The following is a 26895-nucleotide window of genomic DNA, read 5'->3' on the forward strand; positions in this document are numbered from 1 at the left end:
CAACCACCCCTGTGACACCGCTCCTTCAGCGGCGTAACGCTTCCATGTCACGTTCATGCCCAAATTGCGGAGACGAGACGTTCGCGGCACGGTTTCAGGGCAGGTCAAGGTGCAGCGAGCACAGTCACACCAAACGGCGAACGTCCCTGCACTCGCCGAAACTGCTCGTCGCCCACGTGTCAGAGTCTCGGAGCAGCGCGAGAGTCTCCGACCGCGAGGGGCCCCATGGGAGATCCGGCGACGCCGTCCACCACCACCTCCGACACCGAGGAGCCTCCAGGCCAGGAGCCTCCGATCCGGCACCGGAGACGATTCGATCCGACCGTCGTGGTCGCCCTGATCGCTGCCGCGGCCAGCATCGCCGTAGCTGCCATCACCGTGGGGGTCAGCGGAGGAGACGACGCGAAGTCGGTGCCGACCGAGGGCTCCCCCGGCGTCAAGCCGGTCAATTCGGATCCGTTCGCGCAGGGGTGCGGACGGGATATGGAGCCGCTCGGTGAGTCCGCCACCAAGAAGGGCGTCGGGACGGTGCAGGTGTTCCGGTCAGAGGCGTGCCATGCGAAGTGGGTCGTACTCACGGAAGGGGAGGCTCTCGTGACTTTCTACATGGCTCCCGAAGGACACGACGACGACAAGCACCGTAAGTGGGGGACTGTCGACGGCACGTACAACATTGAGTCCGTCCCGGAAAAGTACCGGCGCGACGGATCGTCGAACGTGATCAACGCCTTCCACACGCCGCTGCTCTCCGCGGACATCCCGGTCATGGGCTGTGTCCGGAACAAGGGCAAGAAGGACCGCGTGTGCACGGAGTTCCTGTGACCCCTCAGGGGCTGTCACTTTGAACTAATTTCGGCGGGCGATCAAATGCGTCAGATTCGCATGCCCAGGGTGTGGAATACCTGCCCTGACCTGTCGACCGATCGCCCGCCGATAGGCTGTCGCACCAGGTTCCCTCTATTTCTGCCGCCAGCCTGCTTTTGAGCTTGCTCATTTAAACCCCGTTCCATAGAGCTCATTTGGCGTCGGTGGTCGTTGACGACGCCGGATGAATTCTAATTAATGCGGCACACTTGATCAACTTCGAAGACCGTTCGCCGCCCTGTGAGCCAAGACACAAAGCGAGTTCAACGCATCAGCGTGCGGACGACTCGATGGGTGGGGTTACCCCCAGCTTCAAAGCTCGGGGTTGCCGGATGGGCCTGGGGGTTGCCGCTGCGTAGCGTCCGAGGTGTGTTGATGACGATGCGAAAGACGTCAGGCCGGCCGGCCCGGCCGAGGTGGGCACTGGCCGTGGCCGGTGCCGGTGCACTCGGAGTCGCCACCGTGCTCGGCTCGGGGGCCTGGGCGCTGGGCGGCGACGCAGGCTCGGCGATCGGGAGCCGGTTGCAACGGGACGCCGACGCGGTGCGGGACACCGGCGCCTCCGGTCTGATCGTGCAGGCGCGGGACGTCGATGGGCGCAACCGCGAGGCCAGGGCGGGTGTCCGGGATCTGGACGAGGGCGGGCGGGTGCCGTTCGACGCGTACTACCGGATCGGCAGCGACGCCAAGACCTTCGTTGCCGTGGTCGCTCTTCAACTGGTGGCCGAGGGCAAGTTGGCCCTCGACGACACCGTCGAGAAGTGGCTGCCCGGAGTGGTGACCGGCCACGGCAACGACGGACGCCGTATCACCGTCCGCAACCTGCTCCAGCACACCAGCGGCCTGCCCAACTACACGGACATACTCTTCAGCGATCCCAAGGAACTGACGCCCGAGAACTATCGCGCGAAACGGTTCACCGTTCGCACCCCCGCCGAACAGGTCGCGTTGGCCATGACGCGCGCCCCGGGCTGGCTGCCGGACGCCGAGGATCCCGGGTCCGAGACCCGGTGGGCCTACTCCAACACCAACTACGTGCTGATCGGCATGATCGTCGAGCGGGCCACCGGACGCCCCTGGGAGCAGGCGGTCCACGAGCGGATCATCGAGCCGCTCGGTCTGCGCCACACCCTGACCATGGGCACCTCCGCCTACGTCCCACTGCCCACCGCCACCGCCTACGTCCAGTTCCCGGGACGGGACGACCTCACCGACACCACGCTCCAGGTGGACGGCGGTGCGGACGGCGGCATCGTCAGCACCACCAGCGACATGAACACCTTCCTGCGCGCCCTGATGGACGGCACGCTGCTGCCGGCGAAGCAACTGGAGCAGATGCGCACCACGGTGCCGGCACCCGACATGTCCGGCGGAGACAAGGCCCGCTACGGGCTCGGCATCGCCTGGCGCCCGGTCGCGGGCTGCGACGCGGGCGTCTGGTACCACGGCGGCACCTCCTTCGGCACCATCTCGGAGGCCGCCGTCACCCCGGCCGGCGACGCCTCCGCCGCCGCTGCCGTCTTCACCACCCGCTTCGGCGACGAGCAGCGCTCCGCGGAGCAGGACAAGGCGACGTACGACATGATCGAGAACGCGGTGTGCGGGAAGCGCCGTTAGTCCGGGAGAAGTGACGTCGGTCGCGCGCCTCGCGGCTACTCGCCCTCCCCCGGATCCCAGTCCAGCAGCCGCACCTTCGCGACCGTCCGGACATGCCGTCGCATCGCCGCGGCGGCCGCTCCGGGGCGGCGGTCGGTGATGGCGTCGAGGATGGCCTCGTGCTGGGCGTAGGAACGGGTGGGGCGGCCGGGCTGGCGGAGGGACTCGGTACGGCTCTCGGCGATCTGGTCGGAGATGGAGCGCATGAACTCGGCGAGGATGCTGCTGTGCGCGGCCGCGGTGACCGCCGCGTGGAACAGCCGGTCGCCGTCGACGCCGTGCCGGCCCTGCTCGATCTCCTCGGCCATGCGGGCGAGCGCCTGACGCATCGCCGTCAGGTCCTCCTCCGTACGGCGCTCGGCGGCCAGTTCGGCGAGCTTGGTCTCCAGGGCCTCGCGGGCGTCGAGGACGTCGGGCAGGCGCCGTCGGCGCTCGACCAGCTTCTCCACGGACTCCACGTCGAGGCTGTCCCGGACGAGATACGTGCCGCCGCCGTGCCGCGCCTCCACCAGGCCCTGTACCTCCAGGACCACGATGGCCTGCTTCACCGAGGCCCGGCTGACGCCCAGGCGCTGGGCGAGGTCGCGCTCGGGCGGGAGACGGTCGCCGGCCTTGAGGCCGCCCTCGGCGACGTACTGGCGCAGCCGGTCCAGCACTTGCTCGTAAAGGCGCTGCTTGCTCATGGGACGCAGGGCGTCGGTCACGGGATCCCCCTCTCGTGGGGAGGGTAACACTGAGTGGTCGAGTGGTTCATTGGTCGATTGGTCGATTGGCTCAGCCAATTCTGCGCGACCCCTTGACGCGTCAGACAGCTGGGCCCACGCTAATCAGCCAACCGGCCAAGTGGCTCAGCCACTCGACCACTCATCCAGCCAGTCAACCCTCTCATCCAGCCAGTCAACCCTCACCGCTCCGGGACCCAAAGACGGGAGCCCGTATGTCCTCCGAGCTCATTTCGATCCTCGTCCTCGTCGTGGTGTTCGTCATCGCCACCACGCGTTCCATCAATATGGGCGCGCTCGCCTTCGCCGCCGCCTTCGTGGTGGGCGAACTCGTCGCCGACCTCGACGCGGACGGCATCTTCGCCGGCTTCCCCGGGGACCTGTTCGTCGTCCTCGTCGGCGTCACGTATCTGTTCGCGATCGCGCGGGCCAACGGCACCACCGACTGGCTGGTGCACGCGGCCATCCGGCTCGTACGGGGGCGGGTGGCGCTGATCCCCTGGGTGATGTTCGCGATCACCGGGGCGCTCACGGCGATCGGCGCGGTCAGTCCGGCCGCGGTCGCGATCGTCGCGCCCATCGCGCTGAGCTTCGCCTCCCGTTACGGGATCAGCCCGCTGCTGATGGGCGCGATGGTGGTGCACGGCGCCCAGGCCGGCGGCTTCTCGCCGATCAGCATCTACGGTTCGATCGTCAACGGCATCGTGGAGCGCGAGAAGCTCCCCGGCAACGAGCTCGCCCTCTTCCTCGCCTCGCTCTTCGTCAACCTCGCCGTCGCGGCCGTGGTGTTCCTCCTCTTCGGCGGGCTGAAGCTGTGGGCGCAGGGCGCGGTGCCGTTGGAGACCGGGACGGATGCGGATGACTCCAAGGACAGCGGCGGTACGGGGAAGCAGGACCGGGAGCCGGAAGGTACGGGCACCAGCCCCGCCCCCACCACCACGGCCGTGGTCACCCGCCCCGACGCCCTCGACGTCCGCCTCACCCCGGCCCGGATCACCACCCTCGTCGCCCTGGTCGCCCTCGTCGTCGCCGTGCTCGCCTTCGACCTCGACGCGGGCCTGACCGCGATCACCCTCGCCGTGGTGCTCAGCGCCGCCTGGCCGGAGGACAGCAAGAAGGCGGTCGGGCAGATCGCGTGGCCGACGGTCCTGGTGATCTGCGGTGTCCTCACCTATGTCGGCGTGCTTCAGGAGATGGGCACGATCACCTGGGCGGGCGAGGGCGTCAGCGACATCGGCGTCCCGCTGCTCTCCGCCGTGCTGCTGTGCTACATCGGCGCGATCGTCTCGGCGTTCGCCTCGTCCGTGGGGATCATGGGCGCGCTGATCCCGCTCGCGGTGCCGTTCCTCGCGGAGGGGGAGATCGGGGCGGTCGGCATGGTGGCGGCGTTCGCGGTGTCGGCGACGGTCGTGGACGTCAGTCCGTTCTCGACGAACGGCGCACTGGTGCTGGCCGCCGCGCCGGACGTGGACCGCGAGCGATTCTTTAGGCAGCTGATGGTGTACGGAGGGATCGTGGTGGCGACGGTACCGGCGGTGGTGTGGCTGGTGCTGGTCGTGCCCGGCTGGGGGTAGGTCCCGTACCCGCGGCTCAGTGACACAACAGACAGGAGTACGACGCGTGTCCTCTCTCTTCCCCGCCCTGACCGAAGGCCCGACCGACCGGCCCGCGCTGCGGTTCGGCGATCGCTCCCTGACCTACGGGCAGCTCGCCGCCGCGGCGGGCGTGACGGCCGGGAGAATCCGGGGCGCGGGGCGGGTGGCCGTGTGGGCGACCCCGGCGCTGGAGACGGCCGTCGCCGTGGTGGCGGCGCTGGAGGCCGGGGTGGCCGTCGTACCGCTGAACCCGAAGTCGGGCGAGAAGGAGCTCGGGCACATCCTGGCCGACAGCGCCCCGTCGGCCGTGCTGACCGCACCGGGCTCCGAACTCCCCTCTCCGCTCGGCGACTTGCCACGCATCGACGTGGACCCGCAGGGCACCGGCACCATCGCCCCCGCTCGCTCCGTCACACCCGATGACGCGGCCCTCGTCGTCTACACCTCCGGCACCACCGGCCCGCCCAAGGGCGCCGTCCTCCCGCGCCGCGCGATCGCCACCACCCTCGACGCGCTCGCCGACGCCTGGCAGTGGACCGGCGACGACGTACTCGTCCATGGTCTCCCCTTGTTCCACGTGCACGGTCTCGTCCTGGGCATCCTCGGCCCGCTGCGCCGCGGCGGATCCGTGCGCCACCTCGGCCGATTCACCACGGAGGGTGTGACACGCGAGCTGAACGACGGCGCGACCATGCTGTTCGGCGTACCGACGATGTACCACCGCATCGCCCAAACCCTCCCCGACGACCCGGAGTTGGCGAAGGCTCTCGCCCATGCCCGGCTGCTCGTCTCCGGGTCGGCCGCGCTGCCCGTGCACGACCACGAGCGGATCGCGGCGGCGACCGGACGCCGGGTCATCGAGCGGTACGGCATGACGGAGACGCTGATGAACACCAGCGTGCGGGCCGACGGGGAGCCGCGGGCGGGAACGGTGGGCGTACCGTTGCCCGGCGTCGAGCTGCGGCTCGTCGAGGAGGACGGGGCGCCCATCACGTCGTACGACGGCGAGACGGTGGGCGAGATCCAGGTGCGTGGGCCGAACCTGTTCACCGAGTACCTGAACCGGCCGGACGCGACGGCCGCCGCCTTCACGGCCGACGGCTGGTTCCGCACCGGCGACATGGCGGTGCGGGATCCCGACGGCTATGTCCGGATCGTCGGCCGCAAGGCCACCGACCTGATCAAGAGCGGGGGTTACAAGATCGGGGCGGGCGAGATCGAGAACGCGTTGCTGGAGCACCCGGGCGTACGGGAGGCAGCGGTCACCGGTGAACCCGACGCCGACCTCGGCGAGCGGATCGTCGCCTGGATCGTCCCCGCGGACCCCCAATCCCCGCCCCCCATCGATGAGTTGGCCGACCACGTGGCCCGCCGCCTCGCCCCGCACAAGCGCCCGCGCGTCGTCCACCACCTCGACGCCCTCCCCCGCAACGACATGGGGAAGATCATGAAGCGGGCGCTGACCCGTGACTGACCGTCTCTCCGCACGCGAGACGATCGCCCTCGTCACCGACGACTTCACCGAACTCCCGCCCCCTTCAAGGGAGTCCGGGCCCGACGGCCCGCTCTCCTGGCAGGGCTACGACGCCTCGCGCGCCCGCGCCGCCGAACGCACCGGCGAGCAGGAGTCCGTAGTCTGCGGCACGGCCCACATCGAGGGCACGCAGGCCGTCCTCATCACCTTCGAGTTCGGCTTCCTGGGCGGCTCGTTGGGCGAGCGCACCGGCGACCGGCTGGAGGCGGCGTACGCCTACGCTCGCGCCCACCGTCTCCCGGTCGTCCCGCTCGTCGCCACCGGCGGCAGCCGGATGCAGGAGGGCATGCTCGCACTCACCCAACTCCAGCGCGCGGCACGGCAGTCCGTCCTCACCCGCGAGGCGGGCCTGCCCCAGATCGCCGTACTCCGCGACCCCACGACCGGCGGCGGCTGGGCCACCCTCGGCGCGGGCGCCGACGTCATCCTCGCCCTGCCCGGCGCCCAGGTCGGCTTCGCGGGCTCCCGGGTCCGCCCACCGGACGCGGACCCCGCCGCGTACACGGCGGAGGCGCAGGTGGCGGCGGGGGCGGCGGACGGGGTCGTCCGACCGGAGGAGCTGCGGAAAACGCTGGGGCGGTGGCTCCGGCTGCTGACGGGATCGTCCGTCCAGGAGGCGCCGGTACCACGGGCGCTGGGCGCGGCGGAGATACGGAGCACGGGCGACGCGACGGAGATCCGGACCGCCGGCGACGCGACGGAGCCCTCCGCAGCCGACAGCGCGGCGAAGCTCACCACCGCCACGGGCGACGCGACCGAACCCCCCGAGACCGGCGACGCACGCGAAGTCCCCGGCACCGGCCGCACACCGGAACCTCCGGCCCACGGCGGCACACCGGAACGCCCCGTCCACGGCCGTACACCAGAACCCCCCGCCCACAGCGGCACCCCAACCCTCCCGCCGACAGGCTGGGACGCCGTCCAGCGCGCCCGTGCCCCTCAACGCCCACGCGCCCAGGCCTACTTGGACTCCTACTTCACCCACCGCGTCTCCCTCAGCGGCGACCGCTGCGGCGGCACCGACGCGGGGATGCTCTGCGGGTTCGGCGAACATGACGGCCGTACGGTGGCGTACGCGGCGCAGGCCGGAACGGCGACCCGCCCGGCCGGTTACCGTACGGCCGCCCGGCTGATCCGTCTCGCCGACCGGCTCGGCATCCCCGTACTGACCCTCGTCGACACCCCCGGCGCGGCGAACGACGCGGAGGCGGAGCGGCAGGGCGTGGGCGCCGCCGTCGCGGACCTCTTCGCCGCGGTGGCCGCCGCACGGACGCCGATCACCACACTCCTCATCGGCGAGGGCGGCTCCGGCGGCGCGCTGGCGCTGGCCGCGCCGGGCAACACATGGGCCACGCCGGACAGTTACTTCTCGGTGATCGCACCGGAGCTGGCGGCGGCGATCCTGAAGCGCCCGCCGGAGGAGGTCGAGGCGACCGCGGACCAACTCCGGATCCGGCCTCAGGATTTGACGGAGCTGGGCGTGATCCGGGGTGTTACGGACACCGGACGTTCCTGAAGCCCTGGATGATGGCGCCGCTTCCCGTCCGAGGGAGGCGACGCGCCGTACAACCGCCGGAAATCACCCGTCCAGCGGCACCCCACCCGGCCCCCCACAACAGGCGCCCCCCACCCCCGCCCCCGCACGATGCGAGGGAGAGGTTCGCCGCCCGGCGGCCCGCGAAACGAGGCCCGGCCACCCCACCCGGAGGCCGCCACGGTCTGCACTCGGGAGGATCTGCCGTGACCGAAAGTCTGGGGCAGTTGCGCCGCTGCCATCTCGGAGTCGACCTTGGGGCGGCGCGGACCAGGGTCTGGGTGAAGGGCGCCGGGCTCGTCGTCGACCAGCCGTCGGCGGCGGCCGTGAACACCAAGACCGGCGCGCTGATCGCGGTCGGGGAGTTCGCGGAGAAGATGACGGGCCGTACGCCGCACTACATCCGGGTCGTGCGGCCCGTGTCGGGTGGCAGCGTCGTCGACATCGAGATGGCGCAGCGGATGCTGCGGCATCTGCTCGGCGACAAGATCCGCCGTTCCCTGCGCCGCAAGCCGATCCTGCGTGCCGCGGCCTGCACGCCGCACGACGCGGACCCGCTGGCCCAGCGGGCGACGATCGAGACGCTGGTCGGGCTGGGTGCGCGGCGGGTCGAGCTGGTGGACACGCTGATCGCCGCCGCCGTCGGCTGCGGGCTGCCCGTCGAGCAGCCGGAGGCCACGATGGTGCTGGTGTGCGGGGCGGCGGCCACCCAGATCGCCGTGCTCTCGCTGGGTTCGATCGTGACCGCCGAGCGGATTTCGGTGGGCGGCGAGGCGGTCGACCACGCGATCGTGCAGCACCTGCGTCACGAGCATGAACTGATGCTGCCGAGTCAGTCCGTACGGCCCCTGCAACTCGCCCTCTCCGGCAACGGGCTCACGCCCCACGGGCCCGCCTCCACCGAGATCCACGGACGTGACGTCGCCACCGGTCTTGCCCGTTCCGTGCAGGTCGACACCGCCGCCGTACGCGAATGCATCACGACCCCGCTGACCGCCGTCCTCGACGGCATCGGGAAGGTGCTGCGTGACTGCCCGCCCGACCTGGTGGCCGACCTCGGCGACCGCGGGATCATGATGGTCGGCGGGAGCGCTCTGCTGCCCGGGCTCGACCAGATGCTGCGGCAGTTCACCGGTATGCCGGTGCACATCGCGGAACGGCCCGACGTGTGCGCCGTACAGGGTCTCGGCTACATGCTGGAGGGCAAGATCGAGCCACTGGCGCTCGACACGTCGACGACCTGACCGTGCCCGAAGACTCCCTCTGGTGTATCTGCGGGTGCGTGATCCGGACGGCAATCGGCTCCGGATCGGCACGCCGGCGGAAAGTGCTCAGGGCCTGTCCGGCGCCTAGCGGGTCGGGCGAAGTCCACTGCGGTTCGGCAGCGCCCTGAAGGGGCGCGGGGAACTGCGCGACCAGCCACAACGGAGCCGCAGGCGATGGACGGCCCCTCGCTGCACGTCCAGCGGAGCGCTCAGGTGCGGCTGACCGTTCCGCAGCTCTCGTCGCGGTTCGGGTCCGGGGTGCGGCTGCGGTCGTAGGGGTCGACGGCCGAGCCGGAGGGCGAGGGGCCGACCGGGGCGTCCGAGTCGAAGTCGGGGTGGAGGAAGCCGTCGTAGAGGTCGCAGGCGGAGTTGCCGATCTCCTGGTCGTAGCGCTGCACGCTGATCTTCCCGGGGGTGACCTGGTAGCGGCTCGGGTCGAGGAGCTGGACGTCGAGCAGGCGTCGTACGACGGTACGGGCCACCTCGGTCGCGCCGTCCCGCGCCTTCACCAGCGGGTAGACGAAGGTGTAGTCGGCGTGCACGAGGACCGAGCCGTCCTTGCCGGCCTCGAAGGTCATCCGCCCACGGGTTTTGACGACGTCACCGGCCGGTCGTACCTCGGCGGGGTCGAAGCGGCTGAACATCGTCAGCGGATCGTGGTCCTTGTCGGGCTTGCGCAGCGAGGTGTTCAGCAGCTCGACCAGCTCCGGCTGCCGGGGATCGAGCACGCCGAGCGCGGTCTCGGGGCGCCCGCCGCGCAGCGTGGCCGGGTCGAGGTTGGCGGCGACCAGCAACTCCCTTGTCTGCTCCAGGGCCTGCGCGACCTGGGCCTTCGAGAACCCGCCGACCGCGGTCGCCTTCGGCGCCACGATCCCGGCCGCGCCGTCGGCGTACCGCTTGGCCGGTGAGCCGGCGAACGGGTCGGCGAGGGTGGGGGTGTCCGGGGCCATCGAGGAGGGTGGCCCGGTGGGTCGGCCGGTTTCGGCGGGCAGCGGGGAGGCGGCGACGGAGTCGTCCGAAGCGCCGGATCCGAAGGGGTCCCCGGGCAGCAGCGACGGCTTCACCGCCACCGACGCGACCACGACCGCGACGGGGACTCCGATGATCGCCCACATCCGCCGGCGCCGAGCGGTACGCACTTCCGGCCGGGCGGGCCCGGTGCGCCACCCTTCGGGCGCCTCCCCCCGCGCGTCCTGCTGCCGCAACCGCTCGGTGACCATGCGCGCCCGTGCGGACGGCTCCTTCGGCGCCGCGTCCGGGGTCTCCCGCTCCGCATCCTTGAGGAACCTCTCCCACTCCTCGTCGGATATCGGCGACTCGTCGGACGGCTGTCTGGCCATGCTGATACTCCCCCTCGCGGCTGACGCGCAGGCGCAAGTGTAAATGTGCCATGGACATGGCCGGTGCCGGGACCCTTGCCGGCTACAGTTCGCCAGCGCCCCAAAGGGGCGCGGGGAACTGCGCGACCAGCCACAACGGACCCGCAGGCGATGGACGGCCCCTCGCTGCACTTCCCGCGGAGCGCTTAGCGTGGATGTATGGGTGGCGGTGTGGTGACGCTGTTCCTGTGCGGCGATGTGATGCTCGGGCGGGGCGTCGACCAGATCCTCCCGTACGCCGGTGATCCGGCCCTGCGGGAGCCATGGGTCGCGGATGCCCGGTCCTACGTCGGCCTCGCCGAGGCTGCGAACGGGCCGATCCCCGTCCCCGTACCGCCGTCCTGGCCGTGGGGCGAGGCACTGCGCGTGCTGGAGGAGGCGGCACCGGACGCGCGGATCCTGAATCTGGAGACCACCGTCACGCGCGGCGACGCGTTCGCGCCCGGCAAGGAGGTCCACTACCGGATGCACCCGGCCAACCTGTCCGCCCTGACGGTGGCCCGCCCCGACGTCTGCGTCCTGGCCAACAACCACGTCCTCGACTTCGGCCGCCCGGGGCTCATGGAGACGCTCGGCTCACTCGCGGGCGCGGGCCTGCGGACGGCGGGCGCGGGACGCAACGCCGACGAGGCGTACGCGCCTGCGGTGGTCCCGGTCGGTCACGGGCGCAGGGTGCTGGTGTTCGCCCTGGGCGCCTCGTCCAGCGGCATCCCGCCCGACTGGGCGGCGACTTCGGACCGGTCCGGCGTCGCGTACGTCCCCGAGCTGTCGGCCGCGGAGGCCGCCGCAGCGGTCGTACGCATACGACGGACCGCACGCGCGGGCGATCTCGTGGTCGTCTCCGTGCACTGGGGCTCCAACTGGGGCTACCGCGTCCCCCGGGACCAGACCGGTTTCGCGCACGCCCTCGTGGACGCCGGCGCCGACCTCGTCCACGGCCACTCCTCGCACCATCCCCGGCCGCTGGAGATCTACCGCGACCGCCTGATCCTGCACGGCTGCGGCGACTTCATCGACGACTACGAAGGGATCTCCGGCCACGAGCAGTACCGCGACGACCTGCGGCTCGCCCACCTCGTGTCGCTGGACGCGGACACCGGTCGGCTGACCGGCCTGCGCCTGGTGCCGCTGCGGTCCCGCCGGATGCGGCTGGAGCCCGCGCCGCCGGAGGACCGTATGTGGCTCGCCGCGACGCTCGGCCGGATCAACGACGGGCTGCGCATCGTGCCGTCGGACTCGATGAGTTCGGCGACGTGGCTCTACGCCCACGAGCCGAGCCACACACGGGCCTGCCAGGAGTCGTAGGGAATGGTCACGCCGGCGTAAATGGCGAAGAAGTAGACGAAGTTCCACACGATCAGCAGGGTGAGTGTGCCGACGCTCACCGCGCCCCGGACGCGGCGTCGCCGACCGGCGCCGGGCGGTCCGGCCATGGCTCCCGCCATCATGGCCACGGCCAGGCACAGGTAGGGCAGGAAGACGATCGCGTAGAAGGAGAAGGTCGTGCGGTCCTGGTAGAGGAACCAGGGCAGCCATCCCGCCGCCACCGCGCACAGGATCGCGCCGGCCCGCCAGTCCCGTCGCAGCGCCCACCGGTACAGCAGATAGACGAGGGCACAACTGGCCGTCCACCACAGCAGCGGCGTCCCCAGCGCGATGATCTCCCGGGCGCAGCCGGCGGCCGCCCGGCAGCCGTCCTGACCCTGCGCCGAGAAGTGGAAGTCAATGGGCACGGGACGTCCGAGGACGAGCCAGCTCCATGGGTTCGACTCGTAGCGGTGCCAGGCGTCCAGGCCGATGTTGAACTCGTAGACCTGGTGTTGGTAGTGCCAGAAGCTGCGCAGGGGTGCGGGGATCCACGCCCATGGGCCGCCGCGGCCGTCCGCCCAGTGGCGGCCGTACCCCTGGTCGGAGGCGAACCACCCGGTCCAGGTGAGGAGATAGGCGGCCAGGGCGACCGGCACGAGGGACGTCAGCGACGGGACGAGGTCCTTGCGCAGCACCGCCCGGAAGGGGCGCCGGGCTCCCGCGACGCGTCGGGAGCCGACATCCCAGAGCAGGGCCAGCACCGTGAAGGCGACGAGGAAGTACCAGCCGTTCCATTTGGTCGCCGCCGCAAGCCCCAGGCAGACCCCCGCCGCCCAGCGCCACGGCCGCGAGCCCATGCTTCCCCGGTCGGCCAGCAGGGCGCGTGCCCGGTCCCGGTCGAGCAGCAGACAGCCGAAGGCCGCCAGCACGAAGAACATCACGATCAGGTCGAGCAGCGCGGTACGGCTGAGGACGTAGTGCAGTCCGTCCACCGCCATCAGCAGCCCGGCCAGGCACCCCAAGTAGGTGGAGCGGAACAGGCGTCGGCCGATGCGGCACAGCATCAGCACCGACAGCGTGCCGAGTACGGCCGTCGCGAACCGCCAGCCGAACGGGTCGAGGCCGAACGCCCATTCACCGGCCGCGATGACCCACTTGCCCATGGGCGGATGGGCGACGAACGCACCCGTCTCCGACAGTGGGACGACCTGCGGATCACCCAGCACCTGCGGGTCGGCGACCTTGCGGTCGGGCCACACCCCTTCGTAGCCGAACCGCAGCTGCGACCAGGCGTCCTTGGCGTAGTACGTCTCGTCGAAGAGCAGGGCGTGCGGCTGCCCCAGCCGCCAGAAGCGGATCACCCCGGCGAAGGCGGCCACCAGCAGCGGCCCCAGCCAGCCGGTCGCTCCGGCGAGACGCTCCGCGACAGCGGGCGGCAGGCCGATCAGCCGCCACAGATGGAACGGTGGCCGCGGAAACGGCGGTACAAGACGCTCCCGCGCACTGGTCCGGAGGGGCGGCACATAGCCGAAGCGACGCAGCCGGACCGCCCAGTTCAACGGCGTGTCCACGGTCCGGCGAACCACCCGCGTATCCCCAGTACTTGAGCACGGCGCGGGACGGAACCCCTCGTCGTCGAGGTCCATGAAGCGGCCGCCCCCCGGATGTCGCCCTGTACGGAGATCAGGCTCGTACGTCTCGCTGCTGAACTTCCTTGAGTACTCCGGACACCGTCGCGAAGTCGTTGTCCAAGTGGAGGACGGTATGGCCGTGGTGGACCGCGGTCGCACACACCAGCAGGTCGATCGCTCCTGCCGCGCGATGCTGACCCTGTTGGGTCAGTTTGTACTGGGCGGTGTCGACCCAGCGCCAGGCATTCTTGGGAACGGGAGACAGCAGGCAGAGTGCGTCCAGTTCCTCCGCGAGCTCATCCCGGTGGGACGGGCTGGTTGCCGAGTGGAGAAACTCGGCGCGGGTCGGCTCGCAGAGGTGGAACACTCCAGCGGCGATGTGCCCCTCCCATGGGCGCAACGCGCCCGGGGTGCGGAACAGGTGCCACAGAGCAGAGGTGTCCACCAGATACGTGATCACTCGAAGGCCGTGCGCCGGGCGCGCTTCTCCGCGTCATGTGCGGCCGATGCCTGCTCGAACTCGCCACGCGCACCCCGCGCGGCCAGCTTCTCCGCAGCCTCAAGCCTCTTGATCCGCGCCACGTAGTCCCGAAGGGCCGCGTTGACGGTCTCCTTCTTCGTCTTGACACCCATGAGTCGCATGGCCTCGGCCAGCGCCTCGTCGTCGAGATCGATCTGCGTGACGGACATCGGGCACCTCCAGCATCCACGATGTATGCATCCAGGATACATCACCAACATTGACACGCCCGCCGAAGGCAAGCGGACCGCTCAAGGGGGCCACTCAGGAGTCAGGGTGTTTCCGTCAACCCACCGACCCAGCAGCGAAGTTGCTGATCAGATCGTTTCTGCACGAAGAGTGCGCGGTGGGGCGGGTGGGACTCGAACCCACGGCCGACGGATTATGAGTCCGCTGCTCTAACCGGCTGAGCTACCGCCCCATAGCGGCGTGTCGCGCACATTTGTGCGCGCCGTCTGCCGCAGCATAGCCGCTCATACGATCTCCTGCCTCGGATGGTCGACTTCGCACGCCCATGAGGACTTCGGCCTGGCCTGGGCGGTTCCACCAGGCATGAAAAAGGACCCCAACGGGGTCCTCTTCCAGGTGCTCTCCCGACTGGACTCGAACCAGTAACCTGCCGGTTAACAGCCGGCTGCTCTGCCAATTGAGCTACGGAAGACCGAAGCTCCCCCGACTGGACTCGAACCAGTAACCTGCCGGTTAACAGCCGGCTGCTCTGCCAATTGAGCTACGGAGGATTGCCTCGCTGCATCGAACGTACCTCCCTGGGTATTCGCCAGGGGGCGGGCGCTCGCTGCGACACATACATTAGCGCAAGCAGGGGGGTGCTCCGCCAATCGGTTCCCCGTCGTCAAGGAAGGTGGCCGCCATGCGCTACCGGCTCACGTTCGTCGCCGGACTCGCTCTGGGTTACGTGCTGGGCACGAAGGCCGGACGCGAGCGCTACGAGCAGCTGAAGAAGTCCGCCCGCCAGATCTCCCAGAACCCCGCCGTCCGCAACACCGCAGAGTCGGCCGCCCACCAGGGCCGCCAGTTCGCCGGCAAGGCGTACCACACGGTCAGCGAGAAGGTCCCCGACTCCGTGGCCCAACGAGTCCGCTCCTTGCGCGAACGCAACACCAACGGCGCAGCAGAGGACGACTGGGGCACAAGCAATACATAGCGGTACCTCTTCAATGCCGGCACAGCCACCCCCTAGGGGCGCGGGGAACTGCGCGACCAGCCACGACGCACCCGCAGCCAGAAGACGAGACGCACCCCCACGGCGCTGGCCCATAGAATTTTGGCCATGGGGATAGTCGCCGGGCTGGACAGTGCGCCCGATTTCACTCGCATCGTCGTCTGCGACGCGGACACCGGAGCCGTGCTCAGGCAGGGGTACGCCCCGCATCCGATCGAAGGTGCCGAAGGCGGCTCGCGGCCCTCCGACGTCGACCCGCAGGCCTGGCTGCTGTCCCTCGGCGAGGCGGCCGGCGGCGGGCTCCTCGAAGGCGTGCAGGCCATCGGCGTGTCGGCGCAGCAGAACGCCGTGATCCCGCTGGACGCGCAGGGCAACACCGTGCGGCCGGCGATGGTCGGCGGTGACAAGCGGGCGCAGGTCGCGGCGGCCGATCTGATCGACGCGCTCGGCGGACGCGAGGCGTGGGCGCAGGCGGTGGGATGTGTACCGCAGGCCGCTCAGCCCGTGACCAAGCTGCGGTGGCTGGCGAAGACCGAACCCGAGAACGCCGTACGAGCCGCTGTGCTCATGCAGGCGCACGACTGGCTGGTGTGGCAGTTGCTCGGGCGGCCGGTGCGCAGGACGACGGATCGCGGCGGGGCTTCCGGTACGGGGTACTGGTCCGCGGCCACCGGCGCCTACCGGGGTGATCTCGTCGAGCTGGCGCTCGGGCATCAGGCGATGCTGCCCGAGGTGATCGGGCCCTCCGAAGCGGCCGGTACGACGCCGGAGGGGCTGCTGATCTCCGCCGGGACCGGCACGACCATGGCCGCCGCCTTCGGGCTCGGCATCGGGCTCGGCGACGCCGTCGTGTCGCTGGGCGCCTCCGGGTCGGTGATGGCCGTGCACCGCGAGGCGCTCGTCGACCAGACCGGGATGATCACCTCGCTCGCCGACGCGACCGGTATGCACCTGCCGGTCGTCACCACGCTGAACGCCGTACGGACCCTGCGCGGAACCGCCGAACTGCTCGGGCTGCCCGACCTGGAGAGCCTGTCCGAGCTGGCGATGAAATCGACGCCGGGCGCCCACGGTCTCGTACTCCTCCCCTATCTGGAGGGTGAGCGGACGCCGAATCTGCCGCACACCGCCGGGACCCTCGCCGGGCTCAGGCGGGAGTCGATGAGGGCGGAGCATCTGGCGCGGGCGGCGTTCGAGGGGATGCTGTGCGGGCTCGCGGACGCCCTGGATGTGGTGCGGGGGCGTGGGGTCGAGGTGCGGCGGGTCTTTCTGCTCGGGGCGGCCGCCGAACTGCCCGCCGTACAGGCGGCGGCGCCCGCGCTGTTCGGGGCGCAGGTCGTCGTACCGCAGCCCGCGGACTACGGGGCGATCGGTGCCGCCCGGCAGGCGGCGTGGGCGCTCGGCACGTCGCAGGGCACTCTCGACCCGCGGACCCCGCCGGCCTGGCAGGGTCCCGCCGCGCAGGTTCTGGAGCCAGGCGAGGATCTGGCGGTGGGACAGGCGGTGCGGCAGCAGTTCGTGTCGGTGCGGGAGCAGACCCATCCCGGGGCGTTCCGGGTGTGAGTTCGGCGTTCCGGAAGGTAAGAGACCGGTAGGAGTCGGCGCGATCCGCACCCAGAAGGCCGTACGAAGCACTGCTGACGGCTTAATCGGTTGAGGTAACACGGGCGGAGTGTTCGACGATAGGGGCCAGGGGCAACCACCGCCCCTACCGCCGACTCCGAGAGACGTAGCGTGCTCATACGACTTCTGCGGACCTATCTCAGGCCCTACAGGAAACCCATCGCTCTGCTGGTGCTGCTTCAATTCCTTCAGACCTGCGCCACCCTCTACCTGCCCACGCTGAACGCGGACATCATCGACAACGGTGTCGTGACCGGAGACACCGGCTACATCCTCAGCTACGGCGCCCTGATGATCGGCATCTCGCTGGTGCAGGTCTTCTGCAACATCGGTGCCGTGTACTACGGCGCCCGAACGGCGGCGGCGCTCGGCCGGGACGTCCGGGCCGCCGTCTTCGACCGGGTGCAGTCGTTCTCCGCCCGTGAGGTCGGTCACTTCGGCGCGCCCTCGCTGATCACCCGTACGACGAACGACGTCCAACAGGTCCAGATGCTGGCCCTGATGACGTTCACGCTGATGGTGTCCGCGCCGATCATGTGCGTCGGCGGCATCGTGCTGGCGCTCGGCCTGGACGTTCCGCTGTCCGGGGTACTGGTCGCGGTGGTGCCGGTGCTGGGCATCTGCGTGACGATCATCGTGCGTCGGATGCGGCCGCTGTTCCGGACCATGCAGGTGCGGCTGGACACCGTGAACCGGGTGCTGCGCGAGCAGATCACCGGCAACCGGGTGATCCGCGCCTTCGTCCGCGACGAGTACGAGCAGCAGCGCTTCCGGCAGGCGAACGCCGAGCTCACCGAGATGTCGCTGGGCACCGGCAAGCTGCTCGCGCTGATGTTCCCGATGGTGATGACGGTGGTGAACCTGTCGTCCATTGCGGTGGTGTGGTTCGGGGCCCATCGCATCGACAGCGGCCAGATGCAGATCGGCGATCTGACGGCGTTCCTCGCCTATCTGATGCAGATCGTCATGTCCGTGATGATGGCCACCTTCATGTTCATGATGGTGCCGCGCGCGGAGGTCTGCGCCGAGCGTATCGAGGAGGTGCTGGACACCTCCTCCAGCGTGGTTCCGCCGACCGCGCCCGTGGTCAAGCTGCTCCGGCACGGGCATCTGGAGCTCCGCGGGGCCGGGTTCCGCTACCCGGGTGCCGAGGAGCCGGTGCTGAGGGCCGTCGACCTGGTGGCCCGGCCCGGCGAGGTGACCGCCGTCATCGGCTCGACCGGCAGCGGCAAGTCCACGCTGCTCGGGCTGGTGCCGCGGCTGTTCGACGCGACCGATGGGGAGGTGCTCGTGGACGGCGTCGAGGTGGCGTCCCTGGAGCCGAGGCTGCTGGCCCAGACGGTCGGGCTCGTCCCGCAGAAGCCGTATCTCTTCGCGGGCACGGTGGCGTCCAATCTGCGGTACGGCAATCCGGACGCGACGGACGACGAGCTGTGGCAGGCGCTGGAGGTGGCGCAGGCCAAGGAGTTCGTGCAGCGGCTCGAGAACGGGCTGGAATCGCCGATCGCGCAGGGCGGCACCAACGTCTCCGGTGGTCAGCGGCAGCGGCTCGCGATCGCCCGCACGCTGGTGCAGCGGCCGGAGATCTATCTCTTCGACGACTCCTTCTCCGCGCTCGACTACGCGACCGACGCGGCGCTGCGGGCCGCACTCGCCCGGGAGACCGCCGAGGCGACCGTCGTGATCGTCGCCCAGCGGGTGGCGACCATCCGGGACGCCGACCGGATCGTCGTACTCGACGAAGGACGGGTGGTCGGCACCGGCCGGCACCACGAGCTGATGGCGGACAACGAGACCTATCGGGAGATCGTGCTCTCCCAACTGACGGAAGCGGAGGCTGCCTGATGGCCGGGCCTATGGGGCGGATGATGGCCGGGACGGGCCCCGAGCACCGCTCGATGGAGTTCAAGGTGTCGGGCAGACGGCTCGTCGCCCAGTTCAAGCCGGAGCGGCTCACCATCTACGCGCTGCTGCTCTGTGTGGTGGTGAGCGTGGGTCTGTCGGTGGTCGGGCCGAAGATCCTCGGCGAGGCGACCGACCTGGTCTTCGCGGGCATCGTCGGGCGGCAGTTCCCGGCCGGGTCCACCAAGGAGCAGGTGCTCGCGTCGATGCGGGAGCGCGGTGACGGTTCGGTCGCCGACATGCTCCGCAGTACGGACTTCACGCCGGGTGAGGGCGTCGACTTCGGTGCGGTCGGCTCCGTGCTGCTGCTCGCGCTGACCGTGTTCGTGGTGGCCGGGCTGCTGATGCTGGTGGCGACACGGCTGGTGAACCGTTCCGTGAACCGGACGATGTACCGGATGCGCGAGGACATGCAGACGAAGCTGTCGCGGCTGCCCCTGTCGTACTTCGACAAGCGGCAGCGCGGTGAGGTGCTCAGCCGCGCCACCAACGACATCGACAACATCGGGCAGACGCTCCAGCAGTCGATGGGCCAGCTCATCAACTCCGTGCTCACCATCATCGGTGTGCTCGCGATGATGTTCTGGGTGTCCTGGATCCTGGCGCTGGTGGCGCTGGTGACCGTGCCGCTGTCGTTCGTCGTCGCCACCCGGGTCGGCAAGCGCTCGCAGCCGCACTTCGTGCAGCAGTGGCGCTCGACCGGCAAGCTCAACGCGCACGTCGAGGAGATGTACACCGGGCACACGCTGGTGAAGGTCTTCGGGCGGCAGGACGAGTCGGCGCAGCAGTTCGCCGAGCAGAACGACGCGTTGTACGAGGCCGGGTTCAAGGCGCAGTTCAACAGCGGGATCATGCAGCCGCTGATGATGTTCGTGTCGAACATCAACTACGTGCTGGTCGCCGTCGTGGGTGGCCTGCGGGTCGCTTCGGGTGCGCTGTCGATCGGCGATGTGCAGGCCTTCATCCAGTACTCGCGGCAGTTCTCGATGCCGCTGACGCAGGTCGCGTCGATGGCGAACCTCGTGCAGTCCGGGGTCGCCTCGGCCGAGCGGATCTTCGAACTCCTCGACGCCGAGGAGCAGGAGGCCGATCCGATGCCGGGCGAGCGGCCGGAGGAACTGCGCGGGCGGGTGGCACTGGAGCACGTGTCCTTCCGCTACGACCCGGAGAAGCCGCTCATCGAGGACCTCTCGCTGAAGGTCGAACCCGGGCACACGGTCGCGATCGTCGGGCCGACGGGCGCGGGCAAGACCACGCTGGTCAACCTGCTGATGCGGTTCTACGACGTCTCCGGCGGGCGCATCACCCTCGACGGCGTCGACATCGCGCGCATGTCCCGGGACGAACTGCGCGCCGGGATCGGCATGGTGCTCCAGGACACCTGGCTGTTCGGCGGGACCATCGCCGAGAACATCGCGTACGGAGCCTCGCGGGAGGTCACCCGCGGGGAGATCGAGGAGGCGGCCCGGGCGGCGCACGCGGACCGTTTCGTCCGTACGCTGCCGGACGGGTACGACACCGTGATCGACGACGAGGGGGCCGGAGTCAGCGCCGGTGAGAAGCAGCTGATCACCATTGCCCGGGCGTTCCTCTCCGATCCGGTGATCCTGGTCCTGGACGAGGCAACCAGTTCGGTCGACACCCGTACCGAGGTGCTGATCCAGAAGGCGATGGCGAAACTGGCGCACGGGCGTACGTCGTTCGTCATCGCGCACCGGCTGTCGACGATCCGGGACGCCGACACGATTCTGGTGATGGAGAACGGCGCGATCGTGGAACAGGGCGCGCACGGTGAGCTGTTGGCGGCCGATGGGGCTTATGCCCGGCTGTACAAGGCGCAGTTCGCGCAGGCGGTGGCTGAGGTCGACTGACGGCTGCCGGCCCGTTGTGGCTGATCGCGCAGTTCCCCGCGCCCCTGAAGGGGCGTTAGCTGCACGTACCTGAGGGGCGCGGGGAACTGCGCGACCAGCCCCCACCGGCCCGCAGTCGGCATCAGTCCAGATAGCCCCGTAGCTGGTCCGCGAAGGCGTGGTCGCGGAGCTTGTTGAGGGTCTTGGACTCGATCTGGCGGATCCGCTCCCGGGTGACCCCGAAGATGCGGCCTATCTCCTCCAGGGTGCGGGGGCGGCCGTCCACCAGGCCGTAGCGGAGTTGTACGACCTTCCGCTCCCGCTCCCCCAGGGTCGACAGCACGACCTCCAGGTGCTCCTTGAGCAGGAGGAACGCGGCGGACTCGACGGGGCTGGCGGCATCGCCGTCCTCGATGAGGTCGCCGAGGGCGACGTCGTCCTCCTCGCCGACGGGGGCGTGCAGGGAGACGGGTTCCTGGGCGAGGCGCAGCACTTCGCTGACGCGCTCGGGGGCGAGGTCGAGGTGTGCGGCGACCTCTTCGGGGGTCGGCTCGTAGCCCCGCTCCTGGAGCATCCGCCGCTGCACGCGGACGACGCGGTTGATCAACTCGACCACGTGGACCGGGACCCGGATCGTGCGGGCCTGGTCGGCGAGGGCGCGGGACATGGCCTGGCGGATCCACCAGGTGGCGTACGTGGAGAACTTGTAGCCGCGGGCGTAGTCGAACTTCTCGACGGCGCGGATCAGTCCGAGGTTTCCCTCCTGGACGAGATCCAGCATGGTCAGTCCGCGGCCCACGTACCGTTTCGCCACGGACACGACGAGCCGCAGGTTCGCCTCGATGAGACGGCGTTTGGCCATGCGGCCCATGACGACGAGTTTGTCGAGGTCGAGGGCGAGCTGGCTGTCCAGGTCGGAGGCGCTGCCGAGCTTCTCCTCGGCGAACAGGCCGGCCTCGACGCGGCGGGCGAGGTCGACCTCCTCGGCCGCGGTGAGCAGGGGGATGCGGCCGATCTCACGGAGGTACTGGCGGAACAGATCCGAGGACGGGCCGCCGGTGTCGGCGCGGCTGCGCGGCAGCTCCACGGGTTCGGGGGCCTCGGCGGGCGGCTCTTCGGGCTCGGTCGGCGTGTCCGGCTCCGCCGTATCGGGATGGTGCACGGCACGGCCCTGCGGGGGCACCGCGATGAGCACGTCGGCCTCCGCGGCCGGTTCCGTGCCGTCGGTGATGTCGGTCTGGGTCAGGGTCTGGGTCTGCACGGGGGCGACCTCCAGGATGATCGCTGCTGAGGTGTGCGGCAGCGCTGCTTCGGGGGCGGAGTCGGCGGCCACGCCACTGTCCGTCCCGTACGCGATGAGCGGAACCGCGGGGGTGTGGGATCCGTTGGGGACGGATCGGCCGCGCTCCGAGGACTCAGGCACCGGAACCCAGTGTGGAGTACGACACATCGCCGCCACGAGGGGCGTGCGGTGACTTTTTGAGTCCGGTCCGTGACCGCGTGGTTACCCTCACGGAGAACGCGGGTGCTTGTTCGCGCCCTGATCTGGGACGATCCGCGGGTTCCGGTTTCCCTGTGGGGACCGGCCCGGCGCCCACACTTTCGGGTTCCCCGTCACAAGCCGACGAACCAGCCCGGCAGCGCCCCAAAGGGGCGCGGGGAACTGCGCGACCAGCCACAACGGACCCGCGGTCGACACACTGAACCCAGCGGAGCGCTAGAGCGCCGCCGCCCCCTGCTCCCGCAGCGCCTGGCCGTACTGCTGGAGTACCCACAACTCGTTCTGCACGGCGGCGAGTTGAGCCGGGTCTCCGCCGCTGGTGAGCCGGGTGAGGGTGCCCTGGATTTCCTGGATGCGGCGGTCCACGGCGCGGCGGCGGACCATGACGAGCTGGTCGCCGGCGTACATCTCGTCGACCGTGCGCCGCATGATCGCTTCCACGGCCAGTTCCGTGACCATCGCACGGACCGCGTCGTCCGGGGCCGCCTCGCGGACGCGGATCAGATACTCCTGGGGGTCCGATACGCCGTACTCCGCGCCGCCCGCGTCCATGACGGTCTGGCGTACGGCGGCGTAGGGCGGGGCGGTGAACTCGTCCACGCCGTAGGCGTCGAAGGCCGGGGAGACCAGCTCCGGGCGCTGGAGGGCGAGTTTCAGCAGCTCGCGTTCGGTGGCGTACACCGGGTTGCGGAGGTTCAGTGCCGGGCCGGCCGGGGCGCGGACCGTGTCGTACGTCTGCGTCGGCTGCTGTCGGCTCGGTGCCGGGCCCTTGCCGCCACGGTCCCGCGCCCAACGCGCCAGCTGGGCGACCCGCTTGACCACGAACTGTGTGTCGAGGATGCCGAGCATGCCGGCGAGCTGGACGGCGACCTCGTGCTGGGCGCCGGTGTTCTTGATGCGGGCGACGATCGGGGCCGCCTCGTCCAGAGCGGCGGCGCGACCCGCGGGGGTGTCGAGGTCGTAGCGGACGACGATCTGGCGGAGCGCGAACTCGAAGAGCGGGGTGCGGGGTTCGACCAGGTCGGCGACCGCCTCGTCACCCTTCGCGAGGCGCAGCTCGCAGGGATCCATGTTGTCCGGCGCGATCGCGATGTACGTCTCGGCGGCGAACTTCTGGTCGTCCTCGAAAGCGCGCAGGGCCGCCTTCTGGCCGGCCGCGTCGCCGTCGAAGGTGAAGATCACGCGGGCGCTGCCGTTGTCCATCAGCAGCCGACGGAGGATCTTGATGTGGTCGCCGCCGAAGGCCGTACCGCAGGTGGCGATGGCTGTGGTGACTCCGGCGAGGTGGCAGGCCATGACGTCCGTGTAGCCCTCGACCACCACCGCGCGGCTGGACTTCGCGATGTCCTTCTTCGCGAGGTCGATGCCGTACAGCACCTGGGACTTCCGGTAGATCGCCGTGTCGGGGGTGTTGAGGTACTTGGGGCCGTTGTCCGATTCGTACAGCTTGCGGGCGCCGAAGCCCACCACCTCGCCGCCGATGTCGCGGATCGGCCACATCAGGCGGCCGCGGAAGCGGTCGATGGGGCCGCGGCGGCCCTCCTGGGAGAGGCCGGACAGGAGGAGTTCCTTGTCGGTGAAGCCCTTGCCGCGGAGGTAGCGGGTGAGGTGGTCCCAGCCCTGGGGGCTGTAGCCGACGGAGAAGTGCTCGGCGGCCGACTGGTCGAAGCCGCGCTCGGCGAGGAACTTGCGCCCGGCGTCGGCCTCCGGGCTGGTGGCCAGCTGCTCCACGTACCACTGGGCGGCGATCTTGTGGGCCTCGACCAGACGGATGCGTTCGCCGCGCTGGTGGGCCGGGTTGTACCCGCCCTCCTCGTAGCGCAGGGTGATGCCGGCCTGGCCGGCGAGGCGCTCGACCGACTCCGAGAAGGTGAGGTGGTCGACCTTCATCACGAACGTGATGGTGTCGCCGCCCTCCTGGCAACCGAAGCAGTGGAAGAGTCCCTTGCTCGGGCTGACCTGGAAGGACGGCGACTTCTCGTCATGGAAGGGGCAGAGACCCTTGAGGTTTCCGCCGCCCGCGTTGCGCAGCTGGAGGTACTCGGACACGACGGCGTCGATCGGGACCGCGTCCCGTACCGCCTTCACGTCCTCGTCGTTGATCCGTCCTGCCACGAGGTGAGTCTACGGTGGTGCGCCGACACTCAAGGGACGAGGTTTTCGAGTGGAACGTGTGGATCCGCCAGTGCATCGGTGTCTACCCGGGCCCTGGACCGGATCAGCCGCTGGATCGGCTCTGTGACGTCCCACACATTCACGTTCATCCCGGCGAGCACGCGGTTGTCCTTCATCCAGAACGCGATGAATTCACGCTTCCCGGCGTCCCCCCGGATCACCACTTCGTCGTAGGAGCCCGGGGGCGCCCAGCCGGAGTACTCCATCCCCAGGTCGTACTGATCGGAGAAGAAATAGGGCACACGGTCGTACGTGACGTCCCGTCCGAGCATGGCGCGGGCCGCCGCCGGGCCGCCGTTGAGGGCGTTGGCCCAGTGCTCGACGCGCAGCCGGGTGTCGAAGAGGACGTGGTGGAAGGCGGCGACGTCGCCGGCGGCGTGGATGTCGGGGTCGGAGGTGCGCAACTGTGCGTCCACCGCTACGCCGCCGCCGTGGGCGCGGTCGACGAGCTCCAGGCCCGCGGCCTCGGCGAGGCCGACGCGGGGGGCCGCGCCGATCGCCGCGAGGACGTCGTGCGCGAGGTGCTCCTCGCCGTCGTCGGTATGGGCGGCGAGGACCATGCCGTCCTGGCCGGTGATCTCCGTCAGCCGGGCGCCGAAGTGGAAGCGGACGCCGTGCTCGCGGTGCAGCTCGGCGAAGAGGTTGCCGAGTTCGGGGCCGAGGACGCCGTGCAGCGGGGTCGGTTCCGGCTCCACGACGGTGACCTCGGCGCCGTACTCGCGGGCCGCCGCCGCGACCTCCAGACCGATCCAGCCACCGCCGGCGATGACGAGGTGGCCGTTGTCACGGCCCAGAGAGGTCAGGACGCCCTTGAGGCGTTCGGCGTGGGCGAGGCGGCGCAGGTGGTGCACGCCCACGAGGTCCGTGCCGGGGATGTCCAGGCGGCGGGGTTCGGCGCCGGTCGCGAGGAGCAGCTTGTCGTAGCGGATGACGGTGCCGTCGCCGAGGCGGACCGTCTTGGACGCACGGTTGAGCGCGACGACCGGCAGGCCGAGGTGCAGCTCGATGTCGTTGCGGGCGTACCAGGCGGGCTCGTGCACGAAGACGCTGTCGCGCTCCTCCTTGCCGAGCAGATAGCCCTTGGAGAGCGGCGGGCGCTCGTACGGGTGATCGCGTTCGTCGCAGATCAGTATCACGCGGCCGTGGAAGCCCTCCGCGCGGAGTGTCTCGGCCGCCTTGGCGCCGGCCAGTCCACCTCCGACGATGACGAATGTCTGATCCGCGTCGACCACTTGATGCCTCCTCGGGGGTCTGGGGGGTGGCCCCCAGTTGAACACTGCAGGTGCCGCCACATGTGAGCGTCCCGCACGCAGCGTGATGGGGGAAGAGGGAGTGGCCCGATCAGGCCACGGAGGGTCACGTTCGGGCTTGTTTCACTTCACAGGCGGCCCGTGAGCCGCTCGTGCAACGAACGCGCCGACGCGTCCGTGAGTGACGCGATCTGGTCGACGATCACGCGTTTGCGGGCGCGGTCGTCGGGCGCCCGGTCGAACAGGGCGCGGAACTGGGGGTCGAGGCCGTCGGGCGCGCGGACGGTGAGCGCGTCGGCGAGTTCCGCGACCACGATGCGCTGGTCGGCGCGGAGACGTTCCTGTTCGGCGCGCTGCATGACGTACCGGTCGGCGACCGCCTTCAGGACGGCACATTCGAGGCGGACCTCGCGCGGTACGCGGAGTTCGGCGGCGTATCTCGTGAGGCGGCCGGTGCCGTACGCCGCGCGCGTGGCGGCCTCGGCGCCGAGGCAGAAGCGGCCGATGAGCTGGCTGGTGGCGTCCTTGAGGCGGGCCTGGGCGACCGCCGTGCCGTCGTAGCCGTGCGGCCACCACTCCTCGTCGAGGAGACGGTCGAGGGCCTCGGCGAGTTCGGCGGGGTCGGTGTCCGCGGGGACGTAGCGGCCGATGGCGACCGAGAAGACCGACTGTCGTTCCGGTTCTGCGTGCAGGCAGTTGGGGTCGATGTGGCCGGCGTGCAGGCCGTCCTCGACGTCGTGCACCGAGTAGGCCACGTCGTCGGACCAGTCCATGACCTGGGCCTCGAAGCAGATGCGGGGGCCGGGGGCGTCCTTGCGGAACCAGTCGAAGACCGGGCGGTCGTCCTCGTAGACGCCGAACTTCGGGGACTTGGGGTCGGTGGGGTGCCCGCCGCGGGGCCAGGGGTATTTGGTGGCCGCGTCGAGGGCGGCTCGGGTGAGGTTGAGGCCGACGGAGCCCTCCGGGGTGAACCGTTTGGGTTCGATGCGGGTGAGGAGTCTCAGCGACTGGGCGTTGCCCTCGAAGCCGCCGCAGTCCTCGGCGAATTCGTTGAGCGCCTGTTCGCCGTTGTGGCCGAACGGGGGGTGGCCGAGGTCGTGGGAGAGACAGGCGGCTTCGACGAGGTCGGGGTCGCAGCCGAGGGCTGCGCCTAGTTCGCGGCCTACCTGGGCGCACTCCAGGGAGTGGGTGAGGCGGGTGCGGGGACTGGCGTCCCAGACCTGGCTGCTTGTGCCTGGGGTGACGACCTGGGTTTTGCCGGCGAGCCTTCGCAGGGCGGAAGAGTGGAGGATGCGGGCTCGGTCGCGTTGGAAGGCGGTTCGGCCGGGGCGCTTGTCCGGCTCGGGGGCCCAGCGTTCGCTTGACTGCAGGTCGTACGGCATGTCTCGACACTACGGGCAGGG

General features: G+C 70.2%; 20 protein-coding genes and 3 tRNA genes. 11 read left to right on the plus strand and 12 right to left on the minus strand.

Annotated elements, in window-relative coordinates; genetic code table 11:
- Positions 1-225: 225 nt before the first annotated feature.
- Both KCH87_RS29735 and KCH87_RS29740 read left to right on the plus strand, forming a co-directional pair.
- Entirely contained in the window at positions 226-822 is a 597-nt protein-coding gene (locus tag KCH87_RS29735; RefSeq protein ID WP_210589386.1) for a hypothetical protein, read from the plus strand.
- Positions 823-1245: 423 nt separating this feature from the next.
- A complete protein-coding gene (locus KCH87_RS29740; protein WP_210589387.1) occupies positions 1246-2481 on the plus strand; it encodes a serine hydrolase in 1236 nt (411 codons plus the stop codon).
- A 35-nt stretch (positions 2482-2516) separates the two neighbouring features.
- Here the strand turns inward: KCH87_RS29740 and KCH87_RS29745 are convergent, their stop codons facing one another.
- A complete protein-coding gene (locus KCH87_RS29745; RefSeq protein WP_210589388.1) occupies positions 2517-3224 on the minus strand; it encodes a FadR/GntR family transcriptional regulator in 708 nt (235 codons plus the stop codon).
- Positions 3225-3457: 233 nt separating this feature from the next.
- Between KCH87_RS29745 and KCH87_RS29750 the strand changes: the two genes are divergently transcribed.
- From KCH87_RS29750 to KCH87_RS29765, 4 genes are all read left to right on the plus strand, one after another.
- Positions 3458-4816, plus strand: a complete 1359-nt coding sequence (locus tag KCH87_RS29750; RefSeq protein ID WP_210589389.1) for an SLC13 family permease — start codon at positions 3458-3460, stop codon at positions 4814-4816.
- Positions 4817-4862: 46 nt separating this feature from the next.
- Positions 4863-6311 (plus strand): acyl-CoA synthetase, encoded by a 1449-nt coding sequence (locus tag KCH87_RS29755; RefSeq protein WP_210589390.1) that lies wholly within the window; start codon positions 4863-4865, stop codon positions 6309-6311.
- On the plus strand, positions 6304-7887 hold the full coding sequence (locus KCH87_RS29760) for a carboxyl transferase domain-containing protein (protein WP_210589391.1): 1584 nt from the start codon (positions 6304-6306) through the stop codon (positions 7885-7887). Before KCH87_RS29755 ends, KCH87_RS29760 begins: the two co-directional genes overlap by 8 nt.
- 224 nt (positions 7888-8111) lie before the next feature.
- Positions 8112-9149, plus strand: a complete 1038-nt coding sequence (locus tag KCH87_RS29765) for a rod shape-determining protein (protein ID WP_210589392.1) — start codon at positions 8112-8114, stop codon at positions 9147-9149.
- A gap of 230 nt (positions 9150-9379) precedes the next feature.
- On the opposite strand, the gene KCH87_RS29770 is transcribed toward KCH87_RS29765, so the two are convergent.
- Positions 9380-10510 (minus strand): hypothetical protein, encoded by a 1131-nt coding sequence (locus tag KCH87_RS29770; RefSeq protein ID WP_210589393.1) that lies wholly within the window; start codon positions 10508-10510, stop codon positions 9380-9382.
- A 198-nt stretch (positions 10511-10708) separates the two neighbouring features.
- Here KCH87_RS29770 and KCH87_RS29775 point away from each other — a divergent pair, with 198 nt between their 5' ends.
- The gene (locus tag KCH87_RS29775) at positions 10709-11854 is read left to right on the plus strand and encodes a CapA family protein (RefSeq protein WP_210589394.1); all 1146 of its coding nucleotides are present in this window, start codon (positions 10709-10711) and stop codon (positions 11852-11854) included.
- On the opposite strand, the gene KCH87_RS29780 is transcribed toward KCH87_RS29775, so the two are convergent.
- The 6 genes from KCH87_RS29780 to KCH87_RS29805 all read right to left on the minus strand — a co-directional run bounded on the left by KCH87_RS29780 (position 11809) and on the right by KCH87_RS29805 (position 14748).
- Complete coding sequence (locus tag KCH87_RS29780) at positions 11809-13503, minus strand: phospholipid carrier-dependent glycosyltransferase (RefSeq protein WP_210589395.1); 1695 nt, start codon at positions 13501-13503, stop codon at positions 11809-11811. The two genes, KCH87_RS29775 and KCH87_RS29780, sit on opposite strands and share 46 nt — an antisense overlap.
- A gap of 37 nt (positions 13504-13540) precedes the next feature.
- The gene (locus KCH87_RS29785; RefSeq protein ID WP_210589396.1) at positions 13541-13948 is read right to left on the minus strand and encodes a PIN domain nuclease; all 408 of its coding nucleotides are present in this window, start codon (positions 13946-13948) and stop codon (positions 13541-13543) included.
- Positions 13945-14178, minus strand: coding sequence for a type II toxin-antitoxin system VapB family antitoxin (locus KCH87_RS29790; protein ID WP_210589397.1), 234 nt, complete (start codon positions 14176-14178; stop codon positions 13945-13947). The genes KCH87_RS29785 and KCH87_RS29790 overlap by 4 nt, the downstream gene beginning before the upstream one ends.
- 177 nt (positions 14179-14355) lie before the next feature.
- Positions 14356-14429: transfer RNA gene (locus tag KCH87_RS29795), tRNA-Ile, on the minus strand.
- A 167-nt stretch (positions 14430-14596) separates the two neighbouring features.
- Positions 14597-14669, minus strand: a tRNA-Asn gene (locus KCH87_RS29800).
- A gap of 6 nt (positions 14670-14675) precedes the next feature.
- Positions 14676-14748, minus strand: a tRNA-Asn gene (locus tag KCH87_RS29805).
- 131 nt (positions 14749-14879) lie between these two features.
- Between KCH87_RS29805 and KCH87_RS29810 the strand changes: the two genes are divergently transcribed.
- The 4 genes from KCH87_RS29810 to KCH87_RS29825 all read left to right on the plus strand — a co-directional run bounded on the left by KCH87_RS29810 (position 14880) and on the right by KCH87_RS29825 (position 20587).
- Positions 14880-15173 carry a YtxH domain-containing protein gene (locus KCH87_RS29810; RefSeq protein ID WP_210589398.1) on the plus strand — a complete coding sequence of 98 codons (294 nt, stop codon included), beginning with the start codon at positions 14880-14882 and terminating at the stop codon, positions 15171-15173.
- 126 nt (positions 15174-15299) lie between these two features.
- On the plus strand, positions 15300-16754 hold the full coding sequence (locus KCH87_RS29815; RefSeq protein WP_210589399.1) for an FGGY family carbohydrate kinase: 1455 nt from the start codon (positions 15300-15302) through the stop codon (positions 16752-16754).
- 171 nt (positions 16755-16925) lie between these two features.
- A complete protein-coding gene (locus KCH87_RS29820) occupies positions 16926-18659 on the plus strand; it encodes an ABC transporter ATP-binding protein (RefSeq protein ID WP_210589400.1) in 1734 nt (577 codons plus the stop codon).
- Positions 18659-20587 carry an ABC transporter ATP-binding protein gene (locus KCH87_RS29825; protein ID WP_210589401.1) on the plus strand — a complete coding sequence of 643 codons (1929 nt, stop codon included), beginning with the start codon at positions 18659-18661 and terminating at the stop codon, positions 20585-20587. The genes KCH87_RS29820 and KCH87_RS29825 overlap by 1 nt, the downstream gene beginning before the upstream one ends.
- Positions 20588-20708: 121 nt before the next feature.
- Here KCH87_RS29825 and KCH87_RS29830 read toward each other — a convergent pair whose 3' ends face one another.
- The 4 genes from KCH87_RS29830 to KCH87_RS29845 form a co-directional block, all read right to left on the minus strand.
- Positions 20709-21989 (minus strand): RNA polymerase sigma factor, encoded by a 1281-nt coding sequence (locus KCH87_RS29830; protein WP_210589402.1) that lies wholly within the window; start codon positions 21987-21989, stop codon positions 20709-20711.
- Positions 21990-22283: 294 nt separating this feature from the next.
- Positions 22284-24182: a DNA primase gene (gene dnaG / locus KCH87_RS29835; RefSeq protein ID WP_210589403.1), complete on the minus strand. Its 1899-nt coding sequence runs from the start codon at positions 24180-24182 to the stop codon at positions 22284-22286.
- A gap of 29 nt (positions 24183-24211) precedes the next feature.
- Positions 24212-25474, minus strand: a complete 1263-nt coding sequence (locus tag KCH87_RS29840) for an FAD-dependent oxidoreductase (RefSeq protein WP_210589404.1) — start codon at positions 25472-25474, stop codon at positions 24212-24214.
- Between the two features lie 146 nt (positions 25475-25620).
- A complete protein-coding gene (locus KCH87_RS29845; protein WP_210589405.1) occupies positions 25621-26874 on the minus strand; it encodes a deoxyguanosinetriphosphate triphosphohydrolase in 1254 nt (417 codons plus the stop codon).
- Positions 26875-26895 lie beyond the last annotated feature (21 nt).

Origin of the sequence: Streptomyces sp. GESEQ-35, from assembly GCF_017948485.1 — a bacterium.
Lineage (GTDB): Bacteria > Actinomycetota > Actinomycetes > Streptomycetales > Streptomycetaceae > Streptomyces.